The organism is Stenotrophomonas sp. YJH_SMC_122 (assembly GCF_059369535.1).
This window is the reverse complement of record NZ_JCAFST010000002.1, coordinates 1-17334: the sequence shown is the minus strand read 5'-3', so window position 1 is coordinate 17334 and position 17334 is coordinate 1. Positions and strand designations below refer to the sequence as shown.

General features: G+C 67.9%; 13 protein-coding genes. 9 read left to right on the top strand and 4 right to left on the bottom strand.

The genetic code is table 11. The features are described from left to right. Positions 1–94 precede the first annotated feature (94 nt). Complete coding sequence (locus AC5P66_RS03665) at positions 95–550, bottom strand: MarR family winged helix-turn-helix transcriptional regulator (protein WP_005421298.1); 456 nt, start codon at positions 548–550, stop codon at positions 95–97. 661 nt (positions 551–1211) lie between these two features. On the opposite strand from AC5P66_RS03665, the gene folE reads away from it, so the two are divergent. From folE to AC5P66_RS03645, 4 genes are all read left to right on the top strand, one after another. Then, positions 1212–1823 carry a GTP cyclohydrolase I FolE gene (gene folE, locus AC5P66_RS03660; RefSeq protein ID WP_004141296.1) on the top strand — a complete coding sequence of 204 codons (612 nt, stop codon included), beginning with the start codon at positions 1212–1214 and terminating at the stop codon, positions 1821–1823. A gap of 112 nt (positions 1824–1935) precedes the next feature. Beyond that, the gene (locus tag AC5P66_RS03655; protein WP_049412510.1) at positions 1936–3405 is read left to right on the top strand and encodes a DUF3375 domain-containing protein; all 1470 of its coding nucleotides are present in this window, start codon (positions 1936–1938) and stop codon (positions 3403–3405) included. Next, the gene (locus AC5P66_RS03650; protein WP_049438706.1) at positions 3392–4093 is read left to right on the top strand and encodes a DUF4194 domain-containing protein; all 702 of its coding nucleotides are present in this window, start codon (positions 3392–3394) and stop codon (positions 4091–4093) included. Before AC5P66_RS03655 ends, AC5P66_RS03650 begins: the two co-directional genes overlap by 14 nt. A 16-nt stretch (positions 4094–4109) precedes the next feature. Then, positions 4110–7490, top strand: coding sequence for an ATP-binding protein (locus tag AC5P66_RS03645; RefSeq protein ID WP_099486022.1), 3381 nt, complete (start codon positions 4110–4112; stop codon positions 7488–7490). Positions 7491–7579: 89 nt separating this feature from the next. On the opposite strand, the gene AC5P66_RS03640 is transcribed toward AC5P66_RS03645, so the two are convergent. Further along, positions 7580–8359 (bottom strand): sulfite exporter TauE/SafE family protein, encoded by a 780-nt coding sequence (locus AC5P66_RS03640; protein ID WP_049412519.1) that lies wholly within the window; start codon positions 8357–8359, stop codon positions 7580–7582. Between the two features lie 102 nt (positions 8360–8461). Between AC5P66_RS03640 and AC5P66_RS03635 the strand changes: the two genes are divergently transcribed. Further along, on the top strand, positions 8462–8854 hold the full coding sequence (locus AC5P66_RS03635; RefSeq protein ID WP_099494586.1) for a YchJ family metal-binding protein: 393 nt from the start codon (positions 8462–8464) through the stop codon (positions 8852–8854). 3 nt (positions 8855–8857) lie between these two features. Here the strand turns inward: AC5P66_RS03635 and AC5P66_RS03630 are convergent, their stop codons facing one another. Then, positions 8858–10138 (bottom strand): GGDEF domain-containing protein, encoded by a 1281-nt coding sequence (locus AC5P66_RS03630; RefSeq protein ID WP_049412500.1) that lies wholly within the window; start codon positions 10136–10138, stop codon positions 8858–8860. Between the two features lie 166 nt (positions 10139–10304). On the opposite strand from AC5P66_RS03630, the gene egtB reads away from it, so the two are divergent. The 4 genes from egtB to AC5P66_RS03610 all read left to right on the top strand — a co-directional run bounded on the left by egtB (position 10305) and on the right by AC5P66_RS03610 (position 15617). Continuing rightward, positions 10305–11576 (top strand): ergothioneine biosynthesis protein EgtB, encoded by a 1272-nt coding sequence (gene egtB / locus AC5P66_RS03625; RefSeq protein WP_049412498.1) that lies wholly within the window; start codon positions 10305–10307, stop codon positions 11574–11576. Then, complete coding sequence (gene egtD, locus AC5P66_RS03620; protein ID WP_099494583.1) at positions 11573–12547, top strand: L-histidine N(alpha)-methyltransferase; 975 nt, start codon at positions 11573–11575, stop codon at positions 12545–12547. The genes egtB and egtD overlap by 4 nt, the downstream gene beginning before the upstream one ends. A gap of 83 nt (positions 12548–12630) precedes the next feature. Next, positions 12631–14817 (top strand): lytic murein transglycosylase, encoded by a 2187-nt coding sequence (locus AC5P66_RS03615; RefSeq protein ID WP_049438703.1) that lies wholly within the window; start codon positions 12631–12633, stop codon positions 14815–14817. Positions 14818–14843: 26 nt separating this feature from the next. Beyond that, complete coding sequence (locus AC5P66_RS03610; RefSeq protein ID WP_495216086.1) at positions 14844–15617, top strand: DUF2628 domain-containing protein; 774 nt, start codon at positions 14844–14846, stop codon at positions 15615–15617. A 6-nt stretch (positions 15618–15623) separates the two neighbouring features. Here the strand turns inward: AC5P66_RS03610 and AC5P66_RS03605 are convergent, their stop codons facing one another. Next, positions 15624–16811 (bottom strand): benzoate/H(+) symporter BenE family transporter, encoded by a 1188-nt coding sequence (locus AC5P66_RS03605; protein WP_099494581.1) that lies wholly within the window; start codon positions 16809–16811, stop codon positions 15624–15626. Between the last annotated feature and the right edge of the window lie 523 nt (positions 16812–17334).

Here is a 17334-nt window from a genome sequence, read left to right as displayed (position 1 = left end):
ACGAGGTTGGGGAGGGGAGGGACAACGAAACAACGGCAACGGGCAAAAGCCGCTGGCGCGTGCACGGCAGCGGCGGCGTTCGGGGGCAGCGCTCTTACGTGATGCGGTCGGCGGCCTCGGCCAGCAGGCGCCATGCCTTCAGCACGGCGTGCAGTTCATCCATGGAAAGCTCGCCGAACACGTCCTGGCGCAGGCCGATCAACTGGTCTTCCAGTTCGCTGACCAGCGCATGGCCCTCGTCGGTCAGCCACAACAGGTTGGCGCGGCGGTCGCTGGCGTCGCTCTCGCGGCGGACCAGGCCACTGGCACACAGCTTGTCCAGCAGGCGTACCAGGGAAGGACCCTCCATGCCCAGCTGCTGGGCCAGCGCCACCTGGCGGATGCCACCGCCGGAGCGGCCGATCATCAGCAGGGGCATGGTGCAGGCGGTGGAGATGCCGTAGCTGCCGAGCCGGCTGTCGGCCAGGCGCTGCCACTGCCGCCCTGCGTACAGCAGGCCGGAGCTGAGCTGCATCTGCAGCACGGTGCGCTCGTCGAGGGGTCGGTCCATAAGAGATAGATAGGATACTACTAATTTCATTCCTATCAATGGGTTTTTATGAATGGGCGGGGTGTAGTGAGGAAAGCGTTGCGCCTGCCTGGTGTCGGGTGGGGCAGCGGGGGCCGGACGGTGCAGGACACGCCGTGAACCCCCCTCCGGGGTCCGGCCCAGCCGCTGGCGGCTGTGCGTTCGGGCGCTTGCGAGGCATGCCTCGCAAGCAAAGCGCCCTCACCCTTGGGGGCTCGGCCGCGGCATCCCTGCCGCGGACGGTCCAGCCCCGCCCGGCCCCCGCTGCCTTCCCATCACCCCGCGAGCGCGGTGGGTTGGCTCTTAGAAGCAAGAGCAGAAGCAGTGCGGACCAGCGGTCCGCACCCACCAGGGCAGCGGCGCGCCGCTTCCAAAGCCATGAACCCCCGCTTTCGGGCGGTCCGGCCGCGCCCGCAGGAAACTGTCAGGGATGGGGAAGGGCGGCAGGGCAGGACCGTGAGGCGCATGGATGCGCCGACCGAGCCCCCAAGGACGGGTTCACGGCGTGTCCTGCGCAGTCTCCTATCCCCCTCCAAACCGATAGCAACGACGCGCCGCCAGACCCCCGATGAACCGTCCCAACAGGACGACCCACCCCCCGGTCGGGTACGATGCTCGCCCCCCGTTCGGGACGCTGTACGCAATGAGCAAGAACAACGAAAAGGCCGCCCCGCAGGGCGACGTGACCCAGGACCAGGCCGAGGATGCCGTGCGCACCCTGCTGCGCTGGGCCGGTGAGGACCCGTCCCGTGAAGGCCTGCTGGATACCCCCCGCCGTGTCGCCGAAGCCTATGGCGACTGGTTCAGCGGTTACCGCGACGACCCGCGCGCCTACATGGAGCGCACCTTCGAGGAAGTGGCCGGCTATGACGAACTCATCGTCCTGCGCGACATCGAGTACGAAAGCCACTGCGAGCACCACATGGCGCCGATCATCGGCCGTGTGCATGTCGGCTACCTGCCGGCCGGCAAGGTGGTGGGCATCAGCAAGCTGGCCCGCGTCGTCGAAGCCTACGCCCGCCGTTTCCAGGTGCAGGAGAAGATGACCGCGCAGATCGCCCAGTGCATCCAGGATGTGCTGCAGCCGATCGGTGTCGGCGTGGTCGTCGAAGGCGCGCACGAATGCATGACCACCCGCGGCATCCACAAGCGCGGCGTCAGCATGGTCACCTCCAAGATGCTGGGCAGCTTCCGCGACGACGCGCGTACCCGCGCCGAGTTCCTGCGCTTCATCGAAGTGGGCGGCAAGCGCTGAGCCGCTTGACCGCACTCCGCCGGCCCCTGCGGGCCGGCATGCCCACGGCTGCCGGCGCGGCCGCCGTGCGTGGCTGCCCCTCCCCGCCAGCCCTCATGACTCCTTTCGCTGCATGAAGCATCGCGAACGCATCTCCCGTTACCGCCATCTGCGCGAACAGCCCCAGTGGAAGCTGCTCGCCGCCGACCACGCTCCGGAAATCATCGGCCTGCTGCAGGGGCTGCTGATGGACGGCGAGCGCACCCTGCCTTCGTCGGTGCTCAACGAGCGCCTGCAGCGTGCGCTGGATCAGCTCAACGGCGATGAACTGTCGCGCGAGCTGCCGCGTACCGCGCAGGCCTACATCGCGCACTGGCTGGCCCAGGGCTGGCTGGAACGCCGCCTGCCCGAGGGCGCCGACCAGGAGCAGTACGAACTGTCGACCGCGGCGCTGCAGGCGATCCGCTTCGCCGACGGTCTCGAGCAGGCCCGCGTGGCCGCCACCGAAAGCCGCCTGGCACTGGTCATCGAACAGCTCTCGCAGCTGGCCGCGCAGACCGAATCCGATCCGGACGCACGCCTGTCGGCGCTGCGCGACGAGCGCGACCGGATCGACGCAGAGATTGCCCGTGTCGGCGCCGGCCGTGTGATCGCGCTGGACGGCAAGCGCGCGCTGGAACGTGCGCGTCAGATCATCGGCCTGGCCGACGAGCTGACCGAGGACTTCCGCCGCGTGCGCGATGACTTCGAGCAGCTCAACCGCGAGTTCCGCGAACGCATCATCGACGACGAGGGCGAGCGCGGCGATGTGCTGTCGCAGCTGTTCGAAGGCGTGGACGTGATCGGCGAAAGTGATGCCGGGCGCAGCTTCCAGGCCTTCTGGCGCCTGCTCAACGACGCCGAGCAGAGCGCCCAGCTCGATGCCGCACTGGAGGCAGTGCTGGCGCGCGGCTTCGCCCGCCGCCTGGACCGCAACGAACGCAACTTCCTGCGCGGCTTCACCAGCACCATGCTCGAGCGCGGTGGCCAGGTGCACGATGTGCTGCAGCACTTCGCGCGCAGCCTGCGCGGCTTCGTGCAGAGCCGTGGCTATCTGGAACAGCGTCGCCTCAACCAGCTGCTGAAGCAGGCGCAGTCCGAAGCGCTGGCGCTGCGTGACGAGTTCCCCGCACAACGTGGCATCGGCCGCGACCTGCAGCTGACCACCAGCCGCCTGCGCTCGTGGTCGCAATGGAAACTGCACGATCCGCGCAGCGCCCAGGTCGATGGCAACGTCGAGTACAACGACGCCGCCGCGATCAGCCTGGAAAGCGTCGGCGATCTGGTGGCCTCGTCCGAAATCGATTTCCGCACCCTGCGCCGCGACCTGCACGACCTGCTCGATGCACAGCCGCGGCTCAGCATCGCCCAGGCCCTGTCGCAGCGCGAGGCGCCGCAGGGCCTTGGCAGCGTCATCGGCTACCTGTCGCTGGGCACGCGCTTCGGCAACGTGGTCGCCGGCGAGCAGGAGCTTGCGCAATGGCGTGGTGGCGACGGCCAGATCCGTCGCGCCCGCATCCCGCTGGTTTGGTTCACCCAGGAGAGACGCCATGAGCTGGCATGAAGATCCCATCGACGCAGCGCAGGCCGACATGGCGGAAGACGCCTACGAGGCCGAGCCGGTGGCGGCCGTGGCGCAGCCCCGCCGTGGCAACGACGTGTATTACCTCGGCGATACCGGGCGCCTGCCGCTGGATGCGCGCCGCGCGCTGTGCCAGCTGCTGATCGGCCCCAGCATCGACCAGCTGCGCCACGCCAAGCTGTGGCCGGCGCTGATCCGCAGCGAGGCGGCCATCCGCTCGTCGCTGGCCGACCTGTTCCTGGAACTGGTGCTCGACCGCGACAGTGGCGTGGCGTTCACCCGCCAGGCCGATACCGAGGACGTCGATGCGCCGGTGCTGCTGCGCACCTCGCCGCTGACCTTCATCGACTCGGTGCTGCTGCTGTACCTGCGCCAGCAGCTGGCCGAGGCCGATGCGCGCGGCAACCGCGCGGTGGTCGCCGACGCCGAGATGGCCGAAGCGCTGGCCATCTACGAAAAGAACCTGTCCACCGACCGCGCCGGCTTCAACCGTCGCGTCGCATCGGCGGTGCAGAAGATGAAGGACAACCACATCCTGACCCGCCTCAGCGGCCAGGAAGACCGCCACGAAGTCTCGCCGGCGCTGAAGCTGCTGTTCTCCGCCGAAGACGTGTCCCAGCTTTCGGCGGTCTACCGCCAGCTGCGTGAAACCCCGGCCGCCGAGGCCTGAGAGACCCGACCATCGCATGGCTATCTCCAAGCACACTCCCGCCCTGTTCAACGAAGGCCTGCCGGACCCGCGCCTGCAGCAGTTCCGTATGCGCCGCCTGCAGGTGCACAACTGGGGCACCTTCAACGGCCTGACCGAAGTACCGATCGCCGAGCGCGGCTTCCTGTTCGTCGGCCGCTCAGGCTCGGGCAAGTCGACCCTGCTCGATGCCATGTCCGCGCTGCTGACGCCACCGGCCATCGTCGACTTCAACGCCGCTGCGCGTGAAGCCGAGCGCAGTGGCCGCGACCGCAACCTGGTGTCCTACGTGCGCGGCGCGTGGGCCGACCAGCAGGACAGCGGCACCGGCGAAATCGCCACCCAGTACCTGCGCAAGGGCGCGACCTGGACCGCACTGGTGCTGGAATACCGCGCCGGCGATGGCCGCGTGGTCAGCCTGGTGCGCCTGCTGTGGATCTCCGGCAATGGCACCTCGGCTGGTGACGTGCGCAAGCACTACATGATCGCCGAGCGCCCGTTCGACATCGCCAAGGACCTCGGCGGCTTCGACCTGGACCTGCGCAAGCTGAAGCAGAAGCTGCCCGACCTGCACCACTTCGACACCTTCTCCGGCTACGCCGAGCGCTTCCGCGACCTGCTCGGCATCGACAACGAGATGGCGCTGCGCCTGCTGCACAAGACGCAGTCGGCAAAGAACCTGGGCGACCTCAACGTCTTCCTGCGCGACTTCATGCTCGACACGCCGAAGACCTTCGACGCCGCCGAGCGCCTGGTCAGCGACTTCGCCGAGCTTGATGGCGCGCACCAGGCGGTGGTCACCGCCCGCCGCCAGGTGGAAACCCTGCTGCCGGCGCGTGCCTACTACAACGACCTGAAGGAAATGCACCGCCGCCGCGGCGACGACGAAGCGCTGAAGCTGGGTGTCGACAGCTTCCGCGAAAGCCGGCGCCAGGCGCTGATCGAAGCGCGCCTGCGCGAGATGGACGTGCGTGACCGCGGCCTGCTTGGCGAAGAAGCCCAGCGCCGTGCCGCACTGGACAATCACACCGAGCGCCTGGCCGAACTGGAGCTGCAGCGCCGCCAGCAGGGCGGAGAGCGCATCGAGGAACTGGAACGCGAGCAGGGCCGTGCTGAAGCTGAGCGCGACCGCCGCCAGGCCAAGCGCGAGCAGGCACGCCAGGCGGCGCAGCAGCTGGGGACCGAACTGCCGGACGACGCCCACGGCTTCGCGGAACTGGTCGAGCGCGCACAGAACGAACTGCAGGACCGCCAGCGTGCCTCCTCGGCACTGGACGACGCGATCAGTGACCGCCTGGGCGGCAAGCGCGATGACGAGCGCCGCTTCGGCGAGGTCCGTGCCGAACTCGAAGCGATGCAGCGCACGCCCTCCAACATCCCGGCGCCGATGCAGAAGCTGCGCGCGCGTCTGGCCGAAGAGACCGGCATCGCCGAGGCGGCACTGCCCTTCGTCGGCGAACTGATCCAGGTCCGCTCGGAAGAGCAGGGCTGGCAGGGTGCCATCGAGCGCGTGCTGGGTGGCTTCGCGCTGTCGCTGCTGGTCGACGACAAGCATTACAACGACGTCGCCGAATGGGTGAACCGTACCCACCTCGGCATGCGCTTCACCTACTACCGCGTGCGCCGCAACGATGATGCATTCGCCCGTGAGCCATCGGCGAAGTCGCTGCTGCACAAGCTTGAACTGCGCGAGCATGTGTTCGAAAGCTGGCTGCGCCGCGAGCTGGGCAGGCGCTTCGACTACGAATGCGTGGATGCCAAGCAGCTGCGCAACGTCGACCGCGGCATCACCCGCGAAGGCCAAGTCAAGCATCCCGGCGACCGTTTCGAGAAGGACGACCGCAGTGCGGTGGGCGACCGCCGTCGCTGGATCCTCGGCTTCAACAACCACGACAAGGTGGGCGCCTTCGAGCGCGAAGCACAGGAACTGGCCAAGCGCATCGCCAGCTGCGAGACCGACATTGCGCGCCTGCGCGGGCAGCGTGACCGCGACAACGAACGCCGCCTGGCGTGCCACGAGCTGGTCAGCATCAGCTGGAACGAGATCGACATCGCCGCTCCGCAGCAGCGCCTGAGCGATATCGAAGCCACCCTGCGCGACCTGCGCGAAGGCAACGCCGATCTCGCCAAGCTGGCCAAGCAGATCGACGCCGTGCGTGCCGACATCGAGCAGGCCCGCCGTACCTATGAAGACGTCCGCGTCGAGCGCGGCCAGCTGGTCAAGGAACGTGATCGCCTTGACCGCGCACGCCAGCAGAGCCGCGCACTGGTGCTGCCGAGCCTGGCCCAGGAGCAGGAAGCCGGCCTCGCCGAGCGCCTGCAGGAACAGGGTCCGCTCAGCCTGGAAACGCTCGAAGCGCACATGCGCCAGGTCAGCAACGCGCTGAACGAGCAGCTGTCGTCCTCGCAGCAGGACCTCAACCGCATCGAGAACCAGCTGATCGGCTGCTTCCGCCGCTTCATCCAGCAGTGGCCGGAGGAGTCGGGCGACTTCACCGTGTCGGTGGCCTCGGCCGAGGACTTCCTCGCACGCCTCGAACGGCTGGAACGCGACGGCCTGCCACAGCACGAAGAGCGCTTCTTCGACCTGCTGCAGAACCAGAGCAAGAACAACCTGCTGGCCCTGCAGCGCCACAGCGCAGAGGCCCGCAAGTCGATCGGCCAGCGCCTGGACGAGGTGAACGCCAGCCTGGAGCAGGTGCCGTTCAACCGTGGCACGCTGCTGACCATCGAACTGAGCGACCGCCGCCTGCCGGAGGTCGCTGAGTTCCACCTGCAGCTGCGCGAGGTGCTGTCGCAGCAGCAGACCGAGCAGCGTGAGCTGGCCGAGTCGCAGTTCACCGTGCTGCGCCAGCTGGTCAACCGCCTCGGCTCGCAGGAAGGCGAGGACAAGCGCTGGCGCGAGCTGGTGCTGGACGTGCGCATGCACGTGGAGTTCATCGGCGTCGAGCTGGATGCGGAAACGCGCCAGCAGGTCGAGATCTACCGCAGCGGCGCCGGCAAGTCCGGTGGCCAGCGCCAGAAGCTGGCCACCACCTGCCTGGCGGCTGCGCTGCGCTACCAGCTCGGCGGCGCCGACAGCCAGCTGCCCAGCTACGCCGCGGTCGTGCTCGACGAGGCCTTCGACAAGGCCGACAACGAGTTCACCGCGCTGGCGATGAACATCTTCGACAACTTCGGCTTCCAGATGGTGGTCGCCACCCCGCTGAAGTCGGTGATGACGCTGGAACCGTTCATCGGTGGCGCCTGCTTCGTCGAAATCAGCGGCCGCCACGACTCAGGCGTGCTGCTGATCGAGTACGACGAAGAGGGCAAGCGCCTGAAGCTGCCCGAACGTAGCCGCCAGCAGGCCAACGAACCGGAAGAAGCCGAGGCCTGACCCGGCCGATTGAAGGGGAATGCCGGCCAGCGGCCAGCACTACCCATGGGCGGGATTCGGTAGTGCCGGCCGCTGGCCGGCAACCGCATTCACGCAGCGCGGAACGTATCCCACGCCATCCGCGCGATCAGCACCACCACCAGCCCCACGAACAGCTTGCGGATGAACGGCGTGCCGCCCTTCAGCGCCAGGCGCGTGCCCACCACCGAACCGATGATGTTGGCTGCGGCCATTGGCAGCGCGAACAGCCACAGGATGTTGCCGGTCGGCACGAAGAACGAGATCGCTGCCACGTTGGTCGCCAGGTTCACCACCTTCGAAGCCGCTGACGCGCGCAGGAAATCCAGCCCGAAGAAGCGCACGAACAGGAAGATCAGGAAGCTGCCGGTGCCTGGCCCGAAGAAGCCGTCGTAGAAGCCGATCGCCGCACCGATCGCCAGCGCGATCACCAGTTCGCGGCGGCCGATCTCCTGCGGCCGGTGCAACGCGCCGAAGTCCTTCTTCCACAGCGTATAGGCCAGCATCGCGATCAGCAGCACCAGCACCAGTGGGCGCACCGCGTCCTTGGGCAACAGGCTGACCGCCGTGGCCCCGGCGAAGGAGAAGATGAAGGCCGTGCCGGCCGCGAACAGTACCGGCTTCCAGGGGAAGCGCACATTGCGCGCATAGCGCCAGGCAGCCGCACCGGTACCGAACATCGAACTGAACTTGTTGGTACCAAACAGCATCGCCGGTGTCTGCTGTGGCAGCACCGTGAACAGGCCGGGCAGCTGTACCAGGCCGCCGCCGCCCACGGCAGCATCCACGAGACCGGCGATGAAGGCGATCACCACCAGCCACCACAACTCAGGGGGAACCAGTTCCAGCACGGCGATCAATCAAAGTGGGGGCGCGACAGCATACGCCTGTCCTGATCCGGGTGACTGCCGCCGTGCATGGATCAATTCCTGCAACCCGGCGACAATGCCGGCATGAGCCGAAAATCCGCCGATCCGTGCCCCTGTGGCCTTCCTGCCGATTATCCGGCCTGCTGTGGCCGTTTCCATGCCGGCGAGGCCGCGCCCGATGCCGAGCGCCTGATGCGTTCGCGCTACAGCGCCTATGTGAGGGGCCTGGCCGGCTACCTGCGCCACACCTGGCACCCGGACACGCGACCGGCCGAGCTGTCGCTGGACGAAGCGCCAGGCCAGCGCACCCATTGGCTGGGCCTGACCGTGCACGACCACACGGTCACCGGCGCAGACAGTGCTGAAGTGCGCTTCACCGCGCGCTACCGCATCGGCGGCGGCAGCGCGGTGAGAATGACCGAGCACAGCCGATTCCGGCGCATCGACGGCCGCTGGTATTACCTCGACGCGGTCTGAGCGCTACGCACTGGATGCAGCCAGCAGGCGCTGGCCGCCGTGCGCGCGGACCTGGTTGCGACCTCCGTCCTTGGCCATGTACAGCGCCTGGTCGGCGGCCTTGACCACTGCCGTCGGTCGCGGATCCACGCGGCTGTCGGCCAGCCCGATACTGACCGTCACCTGCACCACCTGGCCGGTGCCGCCGCGTCCGCGCTGCTGACGGCCGGCTTCGTCGTCACGGCTGCGGGTGCTGCGGTCGCGCAGCTGCATGCGGGTGTCCTCGATGCTCTGCCGCAGTGCTTCGACGGCCTCGATGCAGGCCGTCGCCGGGCGGTCCAGGAACACCACCGCGAATTCCTCGCCGCCATAGCGGAACGCTCGGCCACCGTCGCCGACACGCGCCAACCGCGACCCCACCAGGCGCAGCACGTCGTCGCCGGTGTCGTGGCCGTGGGTGTCGTTGAACGACTTGAAGTGGTCCACGTCCACCATCGCGATGCTGTAGGTGCCGCGCGCCCGCTGCAGGGTCTCATTGAACGCTCGTCGCCCCGGCAGGCCGGTCAGCTCATCGCGGAAGGCCATGTGGAAGGATTCCTGCAGCATCGCGCCCAGCATCAGCAGCAGGGCAGCGCTGCTCAGCGCCGCCAGCAGTACCGGCTGCAGGAAGATCCGCGGCAGCATCCACCACAGGCACAGCAGGGCCAGCAGCATCGCCGTGTGCAGTGGCCGCGGATGCCGCCACGCCTGCCAGCCCAACGCTGCGGCCGCCAGCAGGAACAGCAGCGCCGGCAGCTGCGCCAGCGCATTCCAGTCGGCGGGAATCCAGGCCCAGTGACGGCTCGACAGCAGATCGTGCATGCCCTGCGGCTGTTGTGCCGCAAGCAGCAGGAAGATCACCAGGGCCGCGCCGCAGACCACGCTGCGCAGCAGCAGGTCCTGGCGTCGGCGTCCGCGTTCCGGCCACAGTGCCAGCCCGGCAAACAGCAGCGGTACCCAGGCCGAGATTGCGTGGAAGCGCAACGGAGTCCAGGCGTCGACATGGCCGCTGCGCAGGTAGCCCCCGACGTCCCGGTGCAGCAGGGCGAACACCACCGCCACGACCAGCAGCAGGCACAACGTGCGTATCTGGTGGTAGAGCAGGGCCAGGCCCGCGCCGAGGCAGGCCAGCAGCCAGGGCAGGATGCGTTGGGCCGGGCTGGCCACATCCTCGGTGCCCAGTGCCATCCACAGCACCAGGACGACCAGCATGGCGGGCAGCACGAACAGGTAATGCGCAGGCTGGCGGAGTGGATGCAGGGGCACGCAGGAAGTCCAGTGCGGTGACGATGCGGCCGCAACACTGCCGTTAGCGGCGTCCTCACCCGCTTCTTGAACACGCGCTTCCTGAAAAGGTATGCCCGCAACCATGTGAATGGGGCAGTGTGCCGCCATGACGTCGCACTCACCGCACCGCGCCGATGCTGTAGGCATGGACAGCGTACCCACCGCCGTCGCTGCCCCGCAGCACGACCTCGCCCACCACTTCGCACGTGTGCGTGCCCGCAGCCTGCAGTTGGCCGCACCGCTCAGTGCAGAGGACGCCATGCTGCAGAGCATGGCCGACGCCAGTCCCAGCAAGTGGCACCTGGCCCATACCACCTGGTTCTTCGAACGCTTCGTGCTGGCAGGATTCGCCAGCGCGCCGGCGCATGATCCAGCCTGGGACTATCTTTTCAACAGCTACTACAAAAGCATCGGTCCGGCGCACGCGCGGCCGCAACGCGGTCTGTTGTCGCGGCCATCGCTGCAGCAGGTGCGCGACTACCGCCAGCAGGTCGACATGCAGGTGCAGTCACGGCTGGCGGCGGGTGACCTCGACGTGCAGGCGCTGCACCACCTGCAGTTGGGCCTGCAGCACGAACAGCAGCACCAGGAACTGCTGTTGACCGACATCAAGCATGCGTTCTGGTGCAATCCATTGCAGCCGGCCTACCGTGAGGACCTGCAGCCTGCCACCAGCGCTGCCAGTGCGCAGGGCTGGATCGAATCACCCGAACGCATCGTCACCATTGGCGCCGCAGCCTGGCCGCAGCACGCCGCCTTCGCCTACGACAACGAATCGCCGGCGCATCGCGTGCTGCTCCCCGCACACGCACTGGCAGAGCGTCCCGTCAGCAATGGCGAGTACCTCGCCTTCATCGAGGCTGGCGGCTACCGCGAGCCGCGCTGGTGGCTCAGCGAAGGCTGGGCGTTGCGCGAAGCCGAGGGCTGGCAGCACCCGCTGTACTGGGACGATGCCCTGCAGCGCGAGTACACCCTCGGCGGTTGGCGAGAGCTGGACCCGCATGCGCCGGTCTGCCACCTCAGCTATTACGAGGCCGATGCCTGCGCCCGCTGGGCTGGTGCGCGCCTGCCCAGCGAGTTCGAGTGGGAAGCCGCGGCTGCGTCGCAGCCCCTGCGTGGCCATTTTGCCGACGACGATCAGCTGCACCCTCGGGCGGGGCAGGGCAGTGGGCTGCGGCAGCTGTTCGGCGATGTATGGGAATGGACCCACAGCGCGTATGGCGCCTATCCGGGCTTTCGCCCTTTCGCCGGCAACCTCGGTGAATACAACGGCAAGTTCATGTGCGGGCAATGGGTGCTGCGCGGTGGCAGCTGCGCCACGCCGCGTGGCCACGTGCGAGCCAGCTACCGCAACTTCTTCATGCCCCCGGCGCGTTGGCAGTTCTCCGGGCTGCGCCTGGCCAGGGATCTCGCATGAGTACGGTGCAGGACGCGCTGCAGGCGCTGACCGATCTCACTCCCGGCCGCCAGCAGATCCTTACCGACGTGATGGCCGGGTTGTTGCGCACGCCCCGCCAGCTGCCGTCCAAGTACTTCTACGATGCACGCGGCTCGCGCCTGTTCGAGCAGATCACGCATACTCCCGAGTACTACCCCACGCGCACCGAGCTGGCCCTGCTTTCACGGGTACTGCCGGACATCGCCCGAAGCGTCGGGCCGCACCTGCACGTGGTGGAACTGGGCAGCGGCAGTGGCCGCAAGACCGCGTTGCTGCTGACCGCCCTGCACGAGCCGGTGGCCTACACGCCGATAGAAATCTCGCGTGCCGCGCTGCTGTCCAGCATCGACCATCTGGCCCCGGCGCTGCCCGAGGTGGAGATGCTGCCGGTCTGTGCCGACTTTACCCGTCCCGTCGCCGTACCCATGCCCGAACGCGGACCCGCGCGACGGCTGCTGTTCTTCCCTGGTTCCACGCTGGGCAACTTTGAAGGAGAAGACGCGGTCGCGCTGCTGCGCGCGATGCGCCAGACCATGGGGCATGATGGCCTGGCCCTGGTCGGCATCGACCTGCACAAGGACCCGGCGTTGATCGAAGCGGCCTACAACGATGCGCAGGGCGTCACCGCCGCATTCACCCTCAACCTGCTGGCCCGCCTAAACCGCGAGATCGGCAGCGACTTCGATCTCGATGGCTTCCGTCATCGTGCACGCTACAGCACTGCGCGGTTGCGCATCGAGACCGATCTGGTCAGCCAGCGGGCACAGGACGTCCACCTGGATGGCCACATTTTCCACTTCGCCGCCGGTGAACCCATCCGCGTCGAGTACAGCCACAAGTACACCGATGACAGCTTCGACGCGCTGTTGCGGCAGTCGGGCCTGCAGGTGGCGCAGCGATGGGATGCCGAAAGCCCCGCCTATGGCCTGCGCTTGCTGCGCCGCGCCTGAGGTGGTGGCCAGCCGGTGCCCCTTCAGGTTCGGCGGCACCGCTGCCCCTAAGATGGCCGTGCAACGGCAACACGGAGGACGCCATGCCTGTTCTGACCACGCTCGGCCTGGCGGCCGCCCTTGCGTCGACCCCGGCGCTGCCTGCGGCTTCCGCCACCAGCACCGATCCGGCGTTCAGCCGCTGCTTGGCGGGCCTGCAGGCCACCGCCGCGACCCAGGGCATCGGCGCCGACCGCTTCAACGAGATCACCGCCGGGCTCACCCCGGACCCCAGCGTGCTCGGCCTGCTCGATGCACAGCCCGAATTCACCACGCCGATCTGGGACTATCTGGCCGCGCTGGTTGATCGCCAGCGTGTGGCTGATGGTCGCGCCCTGCTGCAGCAGCACCGCGACCTGCTCGATCGCGTGTCGGCCCAGTATGGCGTCGATCCGGCCACCATCGTCGCGGTCTGGGGCGTGGAGAGCGACTACGGCCGCGTGTTCGGCAAGCGCCCGCTGCTGCAGTCATTGGCCACGCTGTCGTGCGCCGGTCGCCGCCAACCTTTCTTCCGCGGTGAGCTGCTGGCGCTGCTCAAGCTGATCGACCGCGGCGACCTGCAGGCACAGGGGCTCACCGGCTCCTGGGCCGGTGCCTTCGGGCACACCCAGTTCATGCCCAGCACCTATGCACGCATCGCCGTGGATGGTGATGGCGATGGCCGCCGCGATCTGGTCGGCAGCATTCCCGATGCACTGGCCTCCACCGCCAACTACCTCAAGCGTGCCGGTTGGCGCAGTGGTGAACCATGGGGCATGGAGGTGCGTGTGCCCGCCGGCTTCAACGCCAGCCAGGCCGGCCGCACCCAGCGGCGCGCCCTGGCCGATTGGCGCGCGCAGGGCGTGACCGCGCTGGATGGCAGCGCGTTGGCTCCGGCCAACCTGCCGGCGGATGCGCGCGCCGCCCTGCTGCTGCCGGCCGGCAACAAGGGCCCGGCGCTGCTGGTGTTCCGCAACTACGACGCGATCTACAGCTACAACGCTGCCGAAAGCTATGCGCTGGCGATCGCGACGCTGGCCGACGAGTTGCGGGGCGGCAACGGGTTGGCTACCGCCTGGCCGACCGACGATCCAGGCCTGGGCCGCGATGAGCGCCGCCAGCTGCAGACCCTGCTGCTGGCCCGCGGCCACGACATCGGTGCTGCCGACGGCATGATCGGTACCGCCACGCGCCGCGCGATCCAGGCCGAGCAGCAGCGCCTGGGCTGGGCCAACGCAGATGGGCGCGCGGGACAGCGTATCCTTCGCACTCTGCAGAACACGCCGCGCACTGCGCCGGTGCCCACGCGTTTCATGCTTCCCAGCAACTACAGTGCCGTGCAATCGCCGGCCATACGGAGTCGATCCCACGTGCAGCAGATCCAGGGTGTACGCAGCGGGCAGTACCAAGGGCTCGATGCCTGGCTGGTGGAAACCGCCGACGCCAGCGCGGCCGTCAGTGTGTTTGGCGGCCAGCTGCTTTCCTTCGTGCCCAAGGGCCAGCCGGATCTGATGTGGCTGTCCCCCCGGCGCGCCGAACTGCCCACGCCGATCCGCGGAGGCAGCCCCGTCTGCTGGCCGTACTTCGGCCGCCAGGGCCAGGGCAACGACGTGCCCGCCCACGGTTTCGTGCGTACCGTGCCGTGGGAACTGCAACAGGCCCGTCGCCTGGACGACGGCAGCATCGAGCTCACGCTGGCACCCCCGGTGCTGCAGAGCCTGGACCTGCGGCTGCGGATGACTGTGCGCGTAGGCCGCCAGTTGACCCAGCGACTGATCACCGAGAACGTCGGCAGTTCCCATGCCAGCATCACCCAGGCGCTGCACAACTATTTCCGCGTGGGTGATGCCAGCGCGGTGGAGGTGGACGGCGTGGACGGGCTGGACTATCTGGACAAGTTCGAGAACTATGCGACGCCGCGTCGGCAGCAGGGCGCCTGGACGTTGCGCGATCCCCGTGATCCCGGGCGTAGCGATCGCATCTACACGCAGGCCAAGGGTCACTATGTCCTGCGCGATCCGGTGCTGAAACGCCGCATCGACATCCGTACGGAAGGAAGCCGCTCGCTGGTGGCGTGGAATCCCGGTGCCGAGGCTGCAGCGAAGATGGCAGATGTGGGTGAGGGCTGGCGCGACTACGTCTGCCTGGAAGCGGCCAACGCCGGGCCCGACGTGGTGACCCTGCCGCCGGGTGGCAGCCATGTGCTGTCTCAGACATTGTCAGCGGCACCGTGGACACCGGTCACCCGGTAACGAATCAACGCAGCAAGGACGTTTTCATGCAGGAAGCACAGTGGTGGTACGCCAACAGCAGGCAGAGCGAAGGACCGGTGGACCTGGCCGCCCTGCGTCGCCTGCAGCAGGACGGCACGGTGACGGCACGCACGCTGCTGTGGCGCGAAGGCATGCTCTCGTGGCGCCCATTGGCGGAGCTGGAACAGGATTCAACGCCCATCGAGATGGCGCCGGCTCCGGATATCGACACAGCCCCACCGGTTGAGGTCGTTGCGCCAAGTGTCGGCGATCCGTCCGATCCGTATCGAGTGCCCGCCGCTGCACCGGATACCGCTGCCGCCGCGGGGCTGGAGGGCGAGATGGCCTTGTACGCCAGCGTGGTCGGCGGCAACTTCCCGATCTATCGCCAGCGCTGGCGGCTGGATCAGGGCATTGCCACGGCCAGTGGCACCTGGCACTGGCCGGCCTTCCTGCTCGGCCCGATCTGGATGATGTACCGCAGGATGTACCGCCTGGCGGCAATGTGGGTCGGCCTGCTACTGCTGATCAGCGTGGTGGAAACCTTCCTGGATGTGCCCGAAGGCGTGTCGCTGGTCATCACCATCGCGCTCAGCGTCACCACCGGCACCTTTGGCAACACCTGGTACCTGGCACACTGCCAGCGCCTGATCGCCCAGGCCCGTGCCGTCAGCGGCGGCGATGACGCACGGCTGCGCAGCGAACTGACCGCACGCGGCGGCACCAGCGTGGTCGCCACACTCTTCGCCATCGTCATCTCGGTGGTGTTGAGCACCGTCGGCGCCGCAGTGGCGGGGTAGGGCAGGTCAGCGGCCCTGATGGGGCCGCAGCACCAGCAGGCACAGCGCACCGGCCACCAGCCCCCAGAACGCCGAGCCGATCCCGGCCAGGGAGACCCCCGAGGCGGTGACCAGGAAGGTGACGAGTGCCGCCTCGCGGTCGCGCTCCACCGCCAGGGCGCTGGCCAGGCTGTTGGCGATGGTGCCGAACAGGGCAATACCGGCCACGCAGGCCACCAGCTCTCTGGGGAAGGCCGCGAACAGTGCGGCCACGGTGGCGCCGAACAGTCCGATGACGATGTAGAAGGCACCTGCCGCCATGGCGGCGGTATAGCGCCGTGCCGGGTCCTCATGTGCATCACGGCCCATGCAGATCGCGGCGGTGATTGCCGCCAGGTTCAGCGCGTACGCACCGAACGGCGCCAATAGTGTATTGACCACACCGATCCAGCCGATCAGCGGCGACACCGGGGCGTCGTAGCCGGATGCCCGCATCACCGCCACGCCGGGAATGTTCTGCGAGGCCATGGTGACCACGAACAGGGGCAGGGCGATGCCGGCCACGGCGGTCCACGACAGGGAGGGCGTCACCCACTGCGGGATCGCCAGCTGCAGATGCACCTGCTGGGCGTGCAGCAGGCCACGGCTCGCGGCGACGGCGATGCCGACCAGCAACGTGGCGATCACCGCATAGCGCGGGAACAGCGTGCGCCCGGCCAGCCAGGTGGCGAACATCGCCAGTGCCAGCACCAGCTGGGTGTTCATGGCCACGAACACATCCAGCCCGAAGCGCAGCAGGACACCGGCCAGCATGCCGGCGGCCAGCGCCATCGGCACCCGTTGCATCAGTCGGGCGAAGATGCCCGAGAAGCCCGCCAGCAAGCCGAGTACGGCGGCCAGCAGGAATGCGCCCGTGGCCTCGGCGAGCGACGCGCCACCGGCACCCACCACCAGCATCGCCGCGCCCGGGGTCGACCACGCCGTCACCACCGGCACGCGATAGCGCAGTGACAGGCCAATGCAGGTCACGCCCATGCCCAGCCCCAGCGCCCACATCCAGGAGGCGATCTGCGCCTGGTTGGCACCGACGGCCTGTGCCGCCTGGAACACGATCACGGCTGAGCTGGCGAAGCCGACCAGCACCGTAATGAAGCCAGCGACGATGGCCGGCATCGAAAGATCGCGCCACCACGCGCGCCGCACCTGCATGCTCATTGCGCTGTCTCCACTGTGCATCCCTGCATTGTGCATCCTTGCATTGATAGGGGTTGCGGCGTTGCCCGCGCAACGCGCGGGCAACGCCGCCGTGATCTTCGAGCGTACGTCATGCGTGATGTCGCGATGCTTCTGTCATCACCGTGCAAAAAAGCCTTGACGAAATCTGCAGGATCTCTAGAATTCGCCCCCTTGCTGCAGCGCATCGCTTCCCCGGAAACGACACGCGAACAGCGACGCCACCACCGACGAACGCGTTGATCGAACGAAGGTGTTGACGGACTCGAAAAGTCCGGCATAATAGGCGGCTCGCAACGACGAAAGGCCCTCGGGCCCAACGACGAAGCAGCATCGGCAACAACGTCCACTCCGGTGAGACGGCCTTGAAAAAAGGTGTTGACGAAGCGGAAAAGCCGGCTATAATGGGCGGCTCGCTACGAAGGAAACTTCGCAGCACACGGGAACGGCGCTGAGGCCACTTCCCCGGATCTTTGAAAGTATGCGCAGGTATCTTGTGAAGGCG

Excerpts from the sequence above, each read along its gene's own strand:
- AC5P66_RS03615 (WP_049438703.1), top strand. The coding sequence starts at position 12,631 with ATGCCTGTTCTGACCACGCTCGGCCTGGCGGCCGCCCTTGCGTCGACC.
- folE (WP_004141296.1), top strand. The coding sequence starts at position 1,212 with ATGAGCAAGAACAACGAAAAGGCCGCCCCGCAGGGCGACGTGACCCAG.
- AC5P66_RS03605 (WP_099494581.1), bottom strand. The coding sequence starts at position 16,811 with ATGAGCATGCAGGTGCGGCGCGCGTGGTGGCGCGATCTTTCGATGCCG.
- AC5P66_RS03650 (WP_049438706.1), top strand. The coding sequence starts at position 3,392 with ATGAGCTGGCATGAAGATCCCATCGACGCAGCGCAGGCCGACATGGCG.
- AC5P66_RS03635 (WP_099494586.1), top strand. The coding sequence starts at position 8,462 with ATGAGCCGAAAATCCGCCGATCCGTGCCCCTGTGGCCTTCCTGCCGAT.
- AC5P66_RS03665 (WP_005421298.1), bottom strand. The coding sequence starts at position 550 with ATGGACCGACCCCTCGACGAGCGCACCGTGCTGCAGATGCAGCTCAGC.
- AC5P66_RS03655 (WP_049412510.1), top strand. The coding sequence starts at position 1,936 with ATGAAGCATCGCGAACGCATCTCCCGTTACCGCCATCTGCGCGAACAG.
- AC5P66_RS03645 (WP_099486022.1), top strand. The coding sequence starts at position 4,110 with ATGGCTATCTCCAAGCACACTCCCGCCCTGTTCAACGAAGGCCTGCCG.
- AC5P66_RS03610 (WP_495216086.1), top strand. The coding sequence starts at position 14,844 with ATGCAGGAAGCACAGTGGTGGTACGCCAACAGCAGGCAGAGCGAAGGA.
- egtD (WP_099494583.1), top strand. The coding sequence starts at position 11,573 with ATGAGTACGGTGCAGGACGCGCTGCAGGCGCTGACCGATCTCACTCCC.
- egtB (WP_049412498.1), top strand. The coding sequence starts at position 10,305 with ATGGACAGCGTACCCACCGCCGTCGCTGCCCCGCAGCACGACCTCGCC.